The organism is Massilia soli (genome assembly GCF_016809835.1).
GTDB classification, from domain to species: Bacteria; Pseudomonadota; Gammaproteobacteria; order Burkholderiales; family Burkholderiaceae_D; genus Telluria_A; species Telluria_A soli.
In genome coordinates, this window is record NZ_JAFBIL020000003.1 from 397366 (window position 1) to 409314 (window position 11949).

Genomic DNA, 11949 nt, shown 5'->3' on the forward strand with positions numbered 1-11949 from the left:
GAACAGTTTTCCACGCGGGCGCCTCGTAGACTCGGCATTACCCCAATCATAAGGCAGGCCATGGCGACGACCGATCCGCTCAAGGTGTACAAGGCAAAGCGTAACTTTGCGATCACCTCCGAACCGGCCGAGGGCGGCGCTGCGGGCGTTGGCGAACTGAGCTTTGTGATCCAGAAGCACTGGGCCAGCCGGCTGCACTACGATTTCCGCCTGGAACTCGACGGCACGATGAAAAGCTGGGCGGTGCCAAAGGGGCCGAGCTACGACACCAAGGACAAGCGGATGGCGGTCCATGTCGAGGACCATCCGATCTCGTACGCCGACTTCGAAGGCACGATCCCCGAGAAGCAATACGGCGCCGGCAAGGTCATCATCTGGGACAAGGGTACATGGGAGCCGCTGGGCGACCCGCGTGAAGGCTACCAAAGCGGCAACCTCAAATTTGAAATGCACGGCCACAAAATGCACGGCAAGTGGGTGCTGGTGCGGATGAAGGGGAAAGGCGAGAAGCAGGAGCCCTGGCTGCTGATCAAGGAAAAGGACGACTACGCGCGCCCCGCGGCCGAATTCTCCGTGGTCGATGAGATGCCCGACAGCGTCAGGTCGCTGCCGATGCCGGGCCAGGCCAAGGCGAAGGGTAAAGCCACATCAAAGGCGAAACCCGCGGCGGCCCCGGCGAAGGCGGCCAAGGCGGCCAAGGCGGCCAAGGTGCCACCCGAAGCCGTCAAGGCCGGCCTGCCCGCGACCCTGTCGCCCGAGCTGGCGACCCTGGTCGACAGTCCGCCATCGACGCCGGAAGACTGGATCTTTGAAATCAAGTTCGATGGCTACCGGCTGCTGGCGCGGGTTGAAGGGAAACAGGTCAAGCTATTCACGCGCAACCAGAACGACTGGACCCACAAGCTGCGCAAGCTTGAACAAGGCCTCGCGGCCATGAAGCTGCCGGACGGCTGGTATGACGGCGAGATCGTGGTTCACGACGACAGCGGCAAACCCGATTTCGGCCTGCTGCAGCAGGCGTTCGACGGCGCCGATACAGCCGAGATTGTGTATTTCGTGTTCGACGCACCGTACTGCAACGGCTACGACCTGCGCGAGGTGCCGCTCGAAACGCGCCGTGCGATGCTCAAGCGCGTGCTCGCCAAAGCGCCCTCCGGGATGGTCCGCTTCAGCGAAGAATTTGGCAACGACCCGCACGAGCTGGTGGTCGCCGCGTGCAAGATGGGCCTCGAGGGCGTGATCGGCAAGCGGCGCGATTCGCGCTATGTCGAACGGCGTTCGCCAGAATGGATCAAGCTCAAATGCGGCCAGCGCCAGGAGTTCGTCATCGGCGGCTACACCGACCCGCAAGGCTCGCGCACCGGCATCGGCTCGCTGCTGCTCGGTGTGCACGACGAGGGCGGCGTGCTGCGCTATGCCGGCAATGTCGGCAGCGGGTTCAATGAGGCGACCTTGCGCGAACTGAAAAAGAAGCTCACCGCGCTCGGCTCGGACGACAGCCCGTTTCCGCCGCAAGCGGTGGCGGGGCGCAAACCGCACTGGGTCAAGCCGGCGCTGATCGCGGAGGTCAGCTTTGCCGAATGGACCAAGACCGGCTCGGTGCGGCACGCCGTGTTCCATGGCCTGCGCGACGACAAGCCAGCCAGGGGCATCAAGCGCGAGAAGGCCAAGCACATGGAGGACGCGATGGCGACAGCAGGCAAGGCAGGCGAACCGGCGGCGCCGCAAGGCAAGCTGCCCGACAGCCTGAAGGTGACCAACCCGGACCGCCTCATCGATGCGCAAAGCGGCACCACCAAGATAGAGCTGGTGCGCTATTACGCGCTGGTGGGCGAGCTGATGATCGAGCACCTCAAGGGCAGGCCGGTGTCGCTGGTGCGCGCGCCTGCGGGCGTGGGCGGAGAGCTGTTCTTCCAGAAGCACGCCGACATCGGCAAGCTGCCCGGTATCAAGCAAATGAACCAGGCGCTCGACCCCGACCATCCACCGATGCTGGAAGTAGGCAGCGTGCAGGGCATCCTCTCGGCCGCCCAATGGAACGTGGTTGAATTCCACACGCAGAACGCGACCGGCAAAGGCTACGAGGCGCCGAACCGGATGGTGTTCGACCTCGACCCCGGCGAGGGCGTGGAGTGGGAGACGATGCAGGAGGCGGCGACGCTGATGCACGCCTTCCTCGACGAGCTCGGGCTGCCCAACTTCCTCAAGACCAGCGGCGGCAAGGGGCTGCACGTGGTGGTGCCGGTCAAGGGCGGCAAGGACTGGGACACGGTGAAGGACTTTTCGCAGGCGATCGTGCAGCACATGGCGATGACCTTGCCGGACCGGTTCGCGTTCAAGAGCGGGCCGCGCAACCGGGTCGGCAAGATATTCATCGATTATCTGCGCAATGGGCGCGGGGCGACGACGGCGTGCGCGTGGTCGGCGCGGGTCAGGCCGGGGCTGGGTATTTCAGTGCCGCTGGCGTGGGATGAACTGGCCGCGATCAAGGCCGGGGATCAGTGGACTGTGAAGAACGCGCACACCAGGCTCGATCGCGGCAATGCGCCGTGGGAGGGGTATGCGAAAAGTGCGAAGACCTTGACGGCGGCGATGAAGCAGTTGGGGTACAAGCCGGCGTGATGCGGGCTAAAAAAGGCAGACAAGCGCCTCTGCCGGCTAGCCCTTTGCCCCATGCTCGTTTTTGAAGATCCCCCGCACATTCAACGCCATCAGCCCGGCATTCAATGCAATCAGCGCCCACGCCTCTTCGCCCCACCCCCAGGCGATCCACATCAGGTTTCCGGCAATGAGCAGCCCGAACGCCCACATGCGCTTTTCGGGCTTCTGCGATGCGAGCAAATAAGCGGCCGCCAGGCTGATCGCCATGGCGGGCCATTCCAGCAGCGCGAAAAATTCTTCCATCCAGGTCCTTAAGCAGATTTGCGCCGTGCCGGCGCGGCCGCCTTGGCGGCAGGGGCAGCCTTGGCCTTTGGTTTCGCGGCCGCCGTGCGCGGAGCCGTCTTCGCCGCAGTCTTGGCCGCCGACTTGGCCGGCGCCTTGCGGGTCTTCGGGGCCGCTGCTGCTTCCTCGTCCGGCTCGTCCTCGTCGTTGGCGGCAGCCGCCTTGCCCGGCTTTTTGCCGATACTTTGCTTCAGCAGCGCCACCAGGTCGATCACATTGCCCGATGTTGCGGCAGCTTTTTCCTTGCCCGGCATGGTGATGGTCTTGGTCTCGTTGGCGGCGACCTTTTTTTCGACCAGCGCCATCACGTCTTCGCGATAGGTGTCGTGATACTCCTCAGGGTGCCATTCCTCGCTCATGCCCTCGACCAGCGCCATCGCCATCTTCAATTCCTTCTCCGATACCTGGGCCGACTTGGCGCGTGCCGACGGGATCTTGAGGTCGTCCGCCTCACGGATTTCATCTGCGTAGCGCAGCGTGTTGAGCACGATGGTGTCGCCCACGCAGACCAGCGCCGCAAGGTGCTGCTTGACCCGGATGACCACCCGCGCGATGCCGATCTTGCCAGCCTTGCGCAGCGTCTCGCGCAGCAGCGCGTAGACCTTGTCGCCGCCCTTGCCGGGCGCAAGGTAGTAGGGCTGCTCGTAGAACAGCAGCGGCACCTGATCGGCGTCGACGAAGGCCAGGATGTCGATGGTGCCGGTGGCTTCGGGATTGGCGCGCCGCAGGTCTTCTTCCGACAGCACCACGTACTCGCCGCTGGAATACTCGTAGCCTTTGACGATGTCATCCCAGCTCACTTCCTTGTCGTTGCCCTTGTTGTAGCGCTTGAAGCCCACCGGCGAAAAGTCACGGCGGTCGAGCATGGTGAGGTCCAGCGTGTGGTTTTGCACCGCCGGGTACATCTCGACAGGAATGTGCACCAGCCCGAAGCTGATCGCGCCTTTCCATAAACTGCGTGCCATGGTGGTCCTTTCGCCGGCAAGCCGGATTTAAAAATGGTCAGCCGACGCTGCCCGTCACCGGCAGCACGATGCCGCTGATGTAACTCGAACACACCGGCGAGGCGAGAAACACGAAGGCGGGCGAAATCTCGTCCGGCTGCGCGGGCCGCTTCATGTCGGTGCTCTTGCCAAATTCCTTGATCTTCTCGGGCGACTGGTCGGCCGGGTTGAGCGGCGTCCACACCGGCCCTGGCGCCACCGCGTTGACGCGGATGCCCTGGTCGATCAGGTTGGACGCGAGCGACATCGTGAATGCGTGGATGGCGCCCTTGGTGGCCGAGTAGTCGAGCAGGTTGCTGGAACCCTTCAGCCCCGTCACGGAACCGTTGTTGATGATCGCCGCGCCGCGCTTGAGGTAGGGCAGGGCTGCTTTGACCATGTGGAAGTAGCCGTAGATATTGGTGCGCATGGTCTCGTCGAAGCGCTCTTCGGTCAGATCGAGCAGCGACTGCGCGTGTTCCTGGAAGGCGGCGTTGTTGACCAGGATGTCGAGGTGGCCGAAATGCGCCACCACCTGGTCGACCGCCTGCTGGCAGAAGCCCATGTCCTTGACGTCGCCCGAGATGGTCACGCAGCGGGTGCCCTCCGCCTCGACGCAGCGCTTGGTCTCCTGCGCGTCCTCGTGTTCGTTGAGGTACATGATTGCCACGTCGGCGCCTTCGCGCGCATACAGCACCGCGATCGCGCGGCCGATACCGGAGTCGCCGCCGGTGACGATGGCCACCTTGCCGTCCAGCTTGCGGCTGCCGTGATAGCCCTCAGCCATGAACTGCGGCTTGAGGGCCATCTCGGCTTCCAGTCCTGGCTTGACCAGGTGCTGGGCCGGCATCGGCGGCACTGGCTTGGCGAATTTTCCGGCCTGTACCGGCTCCTGGCTTTCCTGCCCGCCGCCGGCGGCATCTTTCTGGTCCTGCCGGCTCTGGATGGCGCGCTGCTTGTCCGCGGTGCCTTCAACGTCCGCGTTGAGCCCTGATTCGTCGGGTACCCTCATCTTGATCTCCTTCGCTGTAGCGCTAAAGTATTCGCGCTGCGCCGCCGCTTGACGGTGCGCTTACACACATTCGGACCGATTGCCCACCGACGAGTTGGTGCCAATGGGAAATTCCTCCAGCCAACGAGGCGGGTCGCCGTGATAGGCTTCTGGTTTTGGCTCGCAGGATGAATACATGCTTGAGTGGTTGAGGCGCTACCGGCGCGCCATGCTGGCCGGGGACATCAGTGCCGGTCTCGTGGTCGCCATGATGATGATTCCGCAGGGGATGGCGTACGCGCTGGTGGCCGGCTTGCCGCCCGTGGTGGGCATCTACGCCAGCATCCTGCCGCCGTTGCTGTATGCGCTGTTCGGCTCGAGCATGACCCAGTCGGTGGGGCCGATGGCGATCATCTCGCTGATGACTGCGGCCGCACTGGCGCCGCTGGCGGCCTCCGGCTCCGGCCTGTACCTGGTGCTGGCCGCCCAGCTTGCGCTGATGTCGGGCGCCGTGTTGCTGGTCTGCGGCCTGCTGCGCATCGGCTTCCTGGCCAACTTCTTCTCGCGCCCGGTGATGAGCGGCTTCACGATCGGCTCGGCCATCCTGATCGCCTTCGCGCAGGTCCGGCCGCTGGTGGGCGGCCAGCTGCCCCAGTTCCACCTGCCCAGCGCGTTGCTCGGCGTGGGCGCATTGCTGGTGCTGCTGTTTGCGCGCAACTCCCTCGGCGCGCTGCTGCGCAAGGCGGGTATGCGCGCCATTGCCGCCGATATCAGCGTGCGGCTCGCGCCGATGCTGGTGGTGGTCGCGGCCACCGCGCTGTCGGTGGGGCTCGACCTGCAGGCCGTTGGCGTCGCCGTCACCGGCGCGGTGCCGGCCGGACTGCCGGGACTGAACCTGGCGACCTCGGAGGCGCACTGGCGCTCACTGCTGCAGCCGGCGCTGCTGATCGGCTTCATGACCTTCATGATCAGCATGTCCGCCGCGCAGACGCTGGCGCTGAAGCGGCAGGAGAAACTCAATAGCAATTACGAGCTCATTGGCCTCGGCACCGCCAACATCGGCAGTGCCTTGAGCGGCGGCTTCCCGGTCACCGGCAGCATCTCGCGCTCGGCCGTCAATTTCGCCGCGGGCGCCAATACGCCACTGGCCAGCATCATTACCGCGGCGCTGCTGGCGATCGCCCTGGTTGCACCGACCGGCTGGCTGGCGCTGCTGCCGCTGCCCGCGCTGGCCGCCACCATCATCGTCGCCGTGCTCGGCATGCTGGAACTGTCGACGCTGCGCACGGCATGGCGCTACGACCGCGGCGACGCCCTGGCGCTGCTGGCAACGGCAGCCGGCGTGCTGGTGATGGGCGTCGAGGCGGGCGTGATCATCGGCGTGGTGCTGTCGATGGGGACCCTGATCTGGCGCGCCAGCCGTCCGCACATCGCGGTGCTTGGACGCATCGCCGGCACCGAACACTTCCGCAACATCGACCGCTATCCGGCCGAGACGCGGCCCGACATGCTGATGCTGCGCATCGACGCCAACCTGTTCTTCGGGAATGTCGAAGCGGTCAACCAGCGTATCGAGGAAGAGTTGCGCAGCCGGCCCGGCACGCGCAACCTGGTGCTGGTGATGACGGCCGTCAGTTCGATCGACACGTCGGCGCTGTTCGCGCTGTCGGAACTGAACCAGAGCCTGACCTTGCACGGCATCGGCTTGCACCTGGCCGAAGTGAAGGGGCCGGTGATGGACCGGCTGACAGGCAGCGATTTCCTGCACGCGCTCAACGGGACGATCTTTTTGAGCGCCGCGATGGCGTGGGACGGCATATCATCGGCGCGTTGATCAGGGAGCCGCGCGATGACGCTGTCACACTACCTTCTGACCCAGGCCTACAATAACGGCTGGTCCAACCACCGCCTGCTGAAGGCGTGCCTTGGGCTGACGCAGGCAGAATTCGAAGCGCCGCGCACCAGCTTCTTCCCGTCGATCAAGGCAACGCTGAACCACATCGTCACGGTCGACTGGTTCTATATCGATGCGCTCGAGCGCGAAGAGCGGGGCGAAGCGCCTCATCCCGACTACCTGGCGTTCTTCGACCCGGAACATCCGTTCGCCACCTGCGAAGGCCTGAAAGCGGCCCAGTCGACAGCGGACCTGCGGCTGATCGACTACTGCCGGCGCCTGAGCGACGATGCGCTGGGGCGTGTGGTGACGATCCGGCGCGGCGATATGGCGCAGCGCGAGACGCGCGCACGGCTGCTGGCGCATCTATTCGTCCACCAGGTGCACCACCGTGGCCAAGTCCACGCGATGCTGGCCGGTACACCGGTGGCGCCGCCCCAGCTCGACGAATTCTTCAGCGAGATGGACAGGCAAGCGCGCGCGGACGACTTGCGCGAGCTTGGCTGGACCGAGGCCATGTTATGGTGCTAGCGCTGCCCGTCCCTGCACCATCAGCGCGCAGGCATGCACGCTTCGGGGGCGGCGCGGCGCGGCGCCTGGCTTAACCGGGCTGGCATGCGTCCTGCTACATGGAAGGTCATACAAACCGGCCGGTCAATCCATGAAAATTCGCCTGATCACTCCTGAGACCTTCGACGAGGTTCGTTCCCAGCTTTCCGGGCTTCTGCTCGACGCGGTGGCCCATGGTGCGTCAATCGGCTTCCTGGCCGCGCTCGATGGCGCCGAAGCCGAGGCATATTGGCGTGGCGTCGGGGATGCGGTCGCGGACGGCACCCGCCTGTTGCTGGTTGCCGGGGAGGGCGCGGAGGTTCGGGGTTCGGTGCAGCTGGACCTGTGCCAGCGCAAAAATGGCGTCAACCGCGCCGAGGTGCAGAAGCTGATCGTCCACAGCTCGGCGCGCCGCCGGGGAATTGCAAAGGCGCTGATGGAAGCTGTGCAGCAGCAAGCGCGTACGCATGAACGCGGTGTGCTGTTTCTCGACACCGAAGCGGGCGCGCCTGCCGAAGCGCTCTACCGGGGGCTCGGCTACACCTTTGTCGGCGGCATTCCCGAGTACGCCTGCACACCCGACGGGCGCTGGACCAGCAACGCGATCTATTACAAGACGCTGTTCAGCCGGAATCCGGGCGATCAGGCCTGAGCGCGCGGCGGCGCCAGCACGATCGGCGCTTCGGCTTGCGGGTTCAGGCCGTGGTGGCCTTTAAAGACAGCGGCGATGGCGCCCATGTCGCGCTCGACGTCCCCGGTCAGCATCATCGTGTCGACCACGCTCAGGGTCTTGTTCGGATAATCCATGTATACCATCAGCAGCGGCACCTTGGCGGCGATCGCCAGGTGATAGAAACCGCTGCGCCAGGCCGGGCGATAGCTGCGCGTGCCTTCCGGCGCCAGCGCGATCCAGCACCAATCCGAGGCCAGCATGTTCTGCGCCAGGCGCGCGGTGGCACCGGTGGCGGTGCGCCGCTCAACCGCGATGCCGTGCCAGCGGCGCAGCAGCACGCCGAGCGTCTTGCCGGTGAGGCCGCTGAACAGCGACTCCTTGCCCAGCCAGCTGAACGGCAGGCCCACCGCCCATTTGCCCAGCAGGCCGATCACGAAATCCCAGTTCGAGGTGTGCGGATAGACCACCACCACGCCATGCGGTCCCGGCAAGGGCTTGAACAGCACGCGCCAGCCGATCATGCGCAGGATGCGCAATGACAGGCGCTGGCCCCAGGTTGGCAGGGCGGCGGGCTGCAGCTCGTGGTTACTCATCAGTATCTACTTTCCCCGGTAGTCCGGTCTGAAGCGGCCTGCAATGAAAATTGCATGGCGGAAAAAGCAGGAATTCTATCGTTGAGCGGTTGGATAGACAAGCAAAACCGGCTTGTCGAAATTCGACGATTCGAGTAATATCGAATGATAAAAGTGTACTGATTAAGGGATACCGCATGAGCGTCACAATTTTTCACAACCCGAAGTGCGGAACCTCGCGCAACACCCTCGCGCTGATCCGCAATGCCGGGATCGAGCCCGAGGTCATCGACTATCTGGCCGAGGTGCCGGCGCGCGAGTCGCTGGCGGCGATGATCGCGCAGGCCGGGCTGACCGTGCGCGGCGCAATGCGCGCCAAGGAAGCCGTATTCGCCGAGCTGGGGCTTGAGAACCCGGCCCTTGGCGAAGACGCGCTGCTCGATGCGATGATCGCGCACCCTATCCTGATCAACCGCCCGTTCGTGGTGACGCCGCTTGGCGCGCGCCTTTGCCGCCCGTCCGAACTGGTGCTCGAGATCCTGCCGTTGCCGCAGAAAGGCGCGTTCACCAAGGAAGATGGCGAGGCCGTGATCGGCGCCGATGGAAAGCGCGTGTAAAAAAGGGACAGGCGAAAGCGCTGTCCCCCATCGATACCGGCGCTGTTACAAGGCCGGGTAGTCGGTGTAGCCTTCCGCCGTCGGGTGATAGAACTTATCGGCGCGCGCCGGGTTCAGCGGCGCGTTGGTCTTCAGTCGGCGCGGCAGGTCGGGATTGGCGATAAACCATTTGCCGAACGCGACTGCGTCGGCTGAGCCGGCCTGCACCAGCGCTTCGGCGCTTTCGCGCGTCAGCGATTCATTGGCGATATAGACGCCGCCGAATTCCTGCTTCAGATACGGGCCGAGACTGTCTTCGCCCACGCCTTCACGCGCGCAGATAAAGGCGATGCCGCGCTTGCCAAGCTCGCGCGCCACATAGCCGAAGGTGCCTTTCGGGTCGGAGTCGCCCATGTCGTGCGAATCGCGGCGTGGCGCCAGGTGCATGCCGACGCGGTCCTTGCCCCAGACGTCGATACAGGCATCGGTCACTTCCAGCATCAGGCGTGCGCGGTTCTCGACCGGGCCGCCGTAGTTATCGGTGCGCTGGTTCGAACCGTCCTGCAGGAACTGGTCGAGCAGGTAGCCGTTGGCGCCGTGGACTTCGACGCCATCGAAACCGGCCAGCTTGGCGTTCTCGGCGCCCTTGCGGTAGGCCGCGACGATGGCCGGGATCTCGCTGGTCTCCAGGGCGCGCGGCACTGGATAGTCGCGCATCGGGCGCAGCAGGCTGACATGGCCCTTGGCTGCGATCGCGCTCGGTGCGACTGGCGCTTCACCGTTCAGGAATTCCGGATCCGAGATGCGGCCGACGTGCCACAGCTGCAGGAAGATCAGGCCACCGGCCTTGTGCACCGCGTCGGTGACCAGCTTCCAGCCCTCGACTTGTTCGTCGGACCAGATGCCTGGCGTGTCGGCGTAGCCCACGCCCATTGGCGTCACGGCGGTCGCTTCCGACAGGATCAGGCCAGCCGATGCGCGCTGCACGTAATACTCGGCCATCAAGGCGTTCGGCACGCGGCCTTCGCCGACGGCGCGCGCGCGCGTCAGCGGGGCCATGATGATGCGGTTGGGGAGTTGCAGGTCGCCGATGGTAATCGGGTCGAATAAGGTACTCATGAAGTGCTCCTGTCGCTTGTGGCATTTGTCCAAAGTGGTGAACGATTATGGCGTAGATAAAAAAATTCTGCAGGCAGCGAAATTATTTTCACGGTGCTATACTTCGCCGACCTTTCGCTCCAGCGGGGACGACCCCGCGCATCGACGGAGCACGGCAAGGACGGCCTTGCCTTTCAAAGCGTGTCATGACCTGGATTATTCTCTTCATCGCCGGCTTGCTCGAAGTCGCATGGGCCGTCGGCCTCAAATACACGCACGGATTCACCCGGCTGGTTCCCTCGGTTCTGACGCTGGTGTCGATGGCGGCGAGCGTGTTCCTGCTTGGACTGGCGATGCGCCAGCTGCCGCTTGGTACGGCGTATGCGGTATGGACCGGGATCGGCACCGTGGGCACCGCGATCGCGGGAATGATCCTGCTCGGCGAACCCGCCGGCGCGATGCGCCTGGGCTGCATCGCCCTGATCGTCGCGGGAATTCTCGGGCTGAAGCTGCTAACGCCAGGCTAACTTCGCAAATCGGGGACAAACTTCCAAAATCGGGGACAGACCACCATTTTAGAAGATTCTAAAATGGTGGTCTGTCCCCGATTTTGGAACTGTTTCGGCTTGTTTATTCGTAGCGCTCGAAGTCCGGGTTCCGGCGCGTCATGTAATACCACTCCTGGTTCGGCCCCGCATTGACGTCGGGGAACAGGATCTTGCCGTCGAATTCCGCGGTCACCGGGGTGCCGTCGGCGCGCACGCCGATCTGGTCGCCCGCGGCCAGGTCGTCGAAGCTGCTCCATACGCGGCTGAAGGTGTCGCCGGCGTCGAGCTTGTCGTGCACCGCGACCATCGACAGCGTTTCCATCTCGTCCAGCGCCACCGGAAGCGGCTCGGGCGCGTCGATCAGCTTGAGGAAGGCGAGGGTGTTCATGATGGCGCGGTAGGCGACATCGGGCGCCTGCGGGTCGTCGTGCTGGCCGCATTCGAGCGTCAGCGCGTAGCCGCCGGTGCTGCGCATGTATTCAGTGGTGCCCATCCCGTAACGCAGCACCGTCTGCAGTTGGGCGGCGTCGCCTTTGCCCATGCGGCGCACCACGCCGTCGCCATAGGTGCGCAGCCAGCCGTCGACGAAGCGCTTGACGCCAAGGCGGCGCGCCAGGGCGCGCTCTTTTTCGGCGTGCTTGAACGGCTCCAGCGGACCGCCGTTGTTGCGCGGGCCGACCATCGCGAAGGGCTGGCTCTGCGCGTTGAACGAGTGCAGGTCGAGCAGCACCTCATGGCGCGCAAGCAGCGGGCAGATCCAGTTGGCGACCTGGTCTTCGAAGTCCTGCGGGGCGTCGTTGGGGAACAGGTTGCGGTTCAGGTTGCGGTCGCCGGCGCGGCGGTTCAGCGCGTAGGCGAGCGGATTCACGATCGGGACGAAGGTCACGCTGCCCGCCACGATCTGCAGCGCGCCGCCGTCGAGTTCTTCCATCACGCGGCGGATCGCCTTGGTGCCGCAGGTCTCGTTGCCGTGCACCGCACCGGTGATGATGACGGACGGCCCTTTGCCCAGGCCGGTGTAGTTGATCGATTTGAACTGCATCTCGCGTGCTGAAGTCATTTCCCGGCTTTCCGTGATAGGTCGTGCGGCGGCGCCCCGTTG

Annotated in this window: 12 protein-coding genes; 6 read left to right on the plus strand and 6 right to left on the minus strand. The window is 64.7% G+C overall.

What is annotated here, in order from left to right:
• Positions 1-60 precede the first annotated feature (60 nt).
• The gene (gene ligD / locus I4X03_RS09260; protein ID WP_223467926.1) at positions 61-2622 is read left to right on the plus strand and encodes a DNA ligase D; all 2562 of its coding nucleotides are present in this window, start codon (positions 61-63) and stop codon (positions 2620-2622) included.
• Between the two features lie 36 nt (positions 2623-2658).
• Here the strand turns inward: ligD and I4X03_RS09265 are convergent, their stop codons facing one another.
• Genes I4X03_RS09265 through I4X03_RS09275 form a run of 3 tightly spaced genes read right to left on the minus strand, consistent with a single transcriptional unit; the run spans position 2659 to position 4938 of the window.
• The gene (locus I4X03_RS09265) at positions 2659-2904 is read right to left on the minus strand and encodes a hypothetical protein (protein WP_223467927.1); all 246 of its coding nucleotides are present in this window, start codon (positions 2902-2904) and stop codon (positions 2659-2661) included.
• Positions 2905-2912: 8 nt separating this feature from the next.
• Positions 2913-3908: a non-homologous end joining protein Ku gene (gene ku, locus I4X03_RS09270; RefSeq protein WP_223467928.1), complete on the minus strand. Its 996-nt coding sequence runs from the start codon at positions 3906-3908 to the stop codon at positions 2913-2915.
• 37 nt (positions 3909-3945) lie between these two features.
• Positions 3946-4938: an SDR family oxidoreductase gene (locus I4X03_RS09275; RefSeq protein WP_223467929.1), complete on the minus strand. Its 993-nt coding sequence runs from the start codon at positions 4936-4938 to the stop codon at positions 3946-3948.
• A gap of 175 nt (positions 4939-5113) precedes the next feature.
• Between I4X03_RS09275 and I4X03_RS09280 the strand changes: the two genes are divergently transcribed.
• The 3 genes from I4X03_RS09280 (at position 5114) to I4X03_RS09290 (ending at position 8012) form a co-directional block, all read left to right on the plus strand.
• Complete coding sequence (locus I4X03_RS09280) at positions 5114-6751, plus strand: SulP family inorganic anion transporter (protein ID WP_223467930.1); 1638 nt, start codon at positions 5114-5116, stop codon at positions 6749-6751.
• 15 nt (positions 6752-6766) lie between these two features.
• A complete protein-coding gene (locus I4X03_RS09285) occupies positions 6767-7342 on the plus strand; it encodes a DinB family protein (RefSeq protein ID WP_223467931.1) in 576 nt (191 codons plus the stop codon).
• Between the two features lie 130 nt (positions 7343-7472).
• On the plus strand, positions 7473-8012 hold the full coding sequence (locus I4X03_RS09290) for a GNAT family N-acetyltransferase (RefSeq protein WP_223467932.1): 540 nt from the start codon (positions 7473-7475) through the stop codon (positions 8010-8012).
• On the opposite strand, the gene I4X03_RS09295 is transcribed toward I4X03_RS09290, so the two are convergent.
• A complete protein-coding gene (locus I4X03_RS09295; protein ID WP_223467933.1) occupies positions 8003-8626 on the minus strand; it encodes a 1-acyl-sn-glycerol-3-phosphate acyltransferase in 624 nt (207 codons plus the stop codon). The two genes, I4X03_RS09290 and I4X03_RS09295, sit on opposite strands and share 10 nt — an antisense overlap.
• A 176-nt stretch (positions 8627-8802) precedes the next feature.
• On the opposite strand from I4X03_RS09295, the gene arsC reads away from it, so the two are divergent.
• A complete protein-coding gene (gene arsC / locus I4X03_RS09300) occupies positions 8803-9222 on the plus strand; it encodes an arsenate reductase (glutaredoxin) (protein ID WP_223467934.1) in 420 nt (139 codons plus the stop codon).
• A 45-nt stretch (positions 9223-9267) separates the two neighbouring features.
• Here the strand turns inward: arsC and I4X03_RS09305 are convergent, their stop codons facing one another.
• Positions 9268-10320 carry an alkene reductase gene (locus I4X03_RS09305; RefSeq protein ID WP_223467935.1) on the minus strand — a complete coding sequence of 351 codons (1053 nt, stop codon included), beginning with the start codon at positions 10318-10320 and terminating at the stop codon, positions 9268-9270.
• Between the two features lie 185 nt (positions 10321-10505).
• On the opposite strand from I4X03_RS09305, the gene sugE reads away from it, so the two are divergent.
• Positions 10506-10826, plus strand: a complete 321-nt coding sequence (gene sugE, locus I4X03_RS09310; protein WP_223467936.1) for a quaternary ammonium compound efflux SMR transporter SugE — start codon at positions 10506-10508, stop codon at positions 10824-10826.
• A gap of 103 nt (positions 10827-10929) precedes the next feature.
• On the opposite strand, the gene I4X03_RS09315 is transcribed toward sugE, so the two are convergent.
• Positions 10930-11907: a M14 family metallopeptidase gene (locus I4X03_RS09315; protein ID WP_223467937.1), complete on the minus strand. Its 978-nt coding sequence runs from the start codon at positions 11905-11907 to the stop codon at positions 10930-10932.
• Positions 11908-11949 lie beyond the last annotated feature (42 nt).

Coding starts and splice junctions, on each gene's coding strand:
- ligD (WP_223467926.1), top strand. CDS start 61: ATGGCGACGACCGATCCGCTCAAGGTGTACAAGGCAAAGCGTAACTTT.
- I4X03_RS09265 (WP_223467927.1), bottom strand. CDS start 2,904: ATGGAAGAATTTTTCGCGCTGCTGGAATGGCCCGCCATGGCGATCAGC.
- ku (WP_223467928.1), bottom strand. CDS start 3,908: ATGGCACGCAGTTTATGGAAAGGCGCGATCAGCTTCGGGCTGGTGCAC.
- I4X03_RS09275 (WP_223467929.1), bottom strand. CDS start 4,938: ATGAGGGTACCCGACGAATCAGGGCTCAACGCGGACGTTGAAGGCACC.
- I4X03_RS09280 (WP_223467930.1), top strand. CDS start 5,114: ATGCTTGAGTGGTTGAGGCGCTACCGGCGCGCCATGCTGGCCGGGGAC.
- I4X03_RS09285 (WP_223467931.1), top strand. CDS start 6,767: ATGACGCTGTCACACTACCTTCTGACCCAGGCCTACAATAACGGCTGG.
- I4X03_RS09290 (WP_223467932.1), top strand. CDS start 7,473: ATGAAAATTCGCCTGATCACTCCTGAGACCTTCGACGAGGTTCGTTCC.
- I4X03_RS09295 (WP_223467933.1), bottom strand. CDS start 8,626: ATGAGTAACCACGAGCTGCAGCCCGCCGCCCTGCCAACCTGGGGCCAG.
- arsC (WP_223467934.1), top strand. CDS start 8,803: ATGAGCGTCACAATTTTTCACAACCCGAAGTGCGGAACCTCGCGCAAC.
- I4X03_RS09305 (WP_223467935.1), bottom strand. CDS start 10,320: ATGAGTACCTTATTCGACCCGATTACCATCGGCGACCTGCAACTCCCC.
- sugE (WP_223467936.1), top strand. CDS start 10,506: ATGACCTGGATTATTCTCTTCATCGCCGGCTTGCTCGAAGTCGCATGG.
- I4X03_RS09315 (WP_223467937.1), bottom strand. CDS start 11,907: ATGACTTCAGCACGCGAGATGCAGTTCAAATCGATCAACTACACCGGC.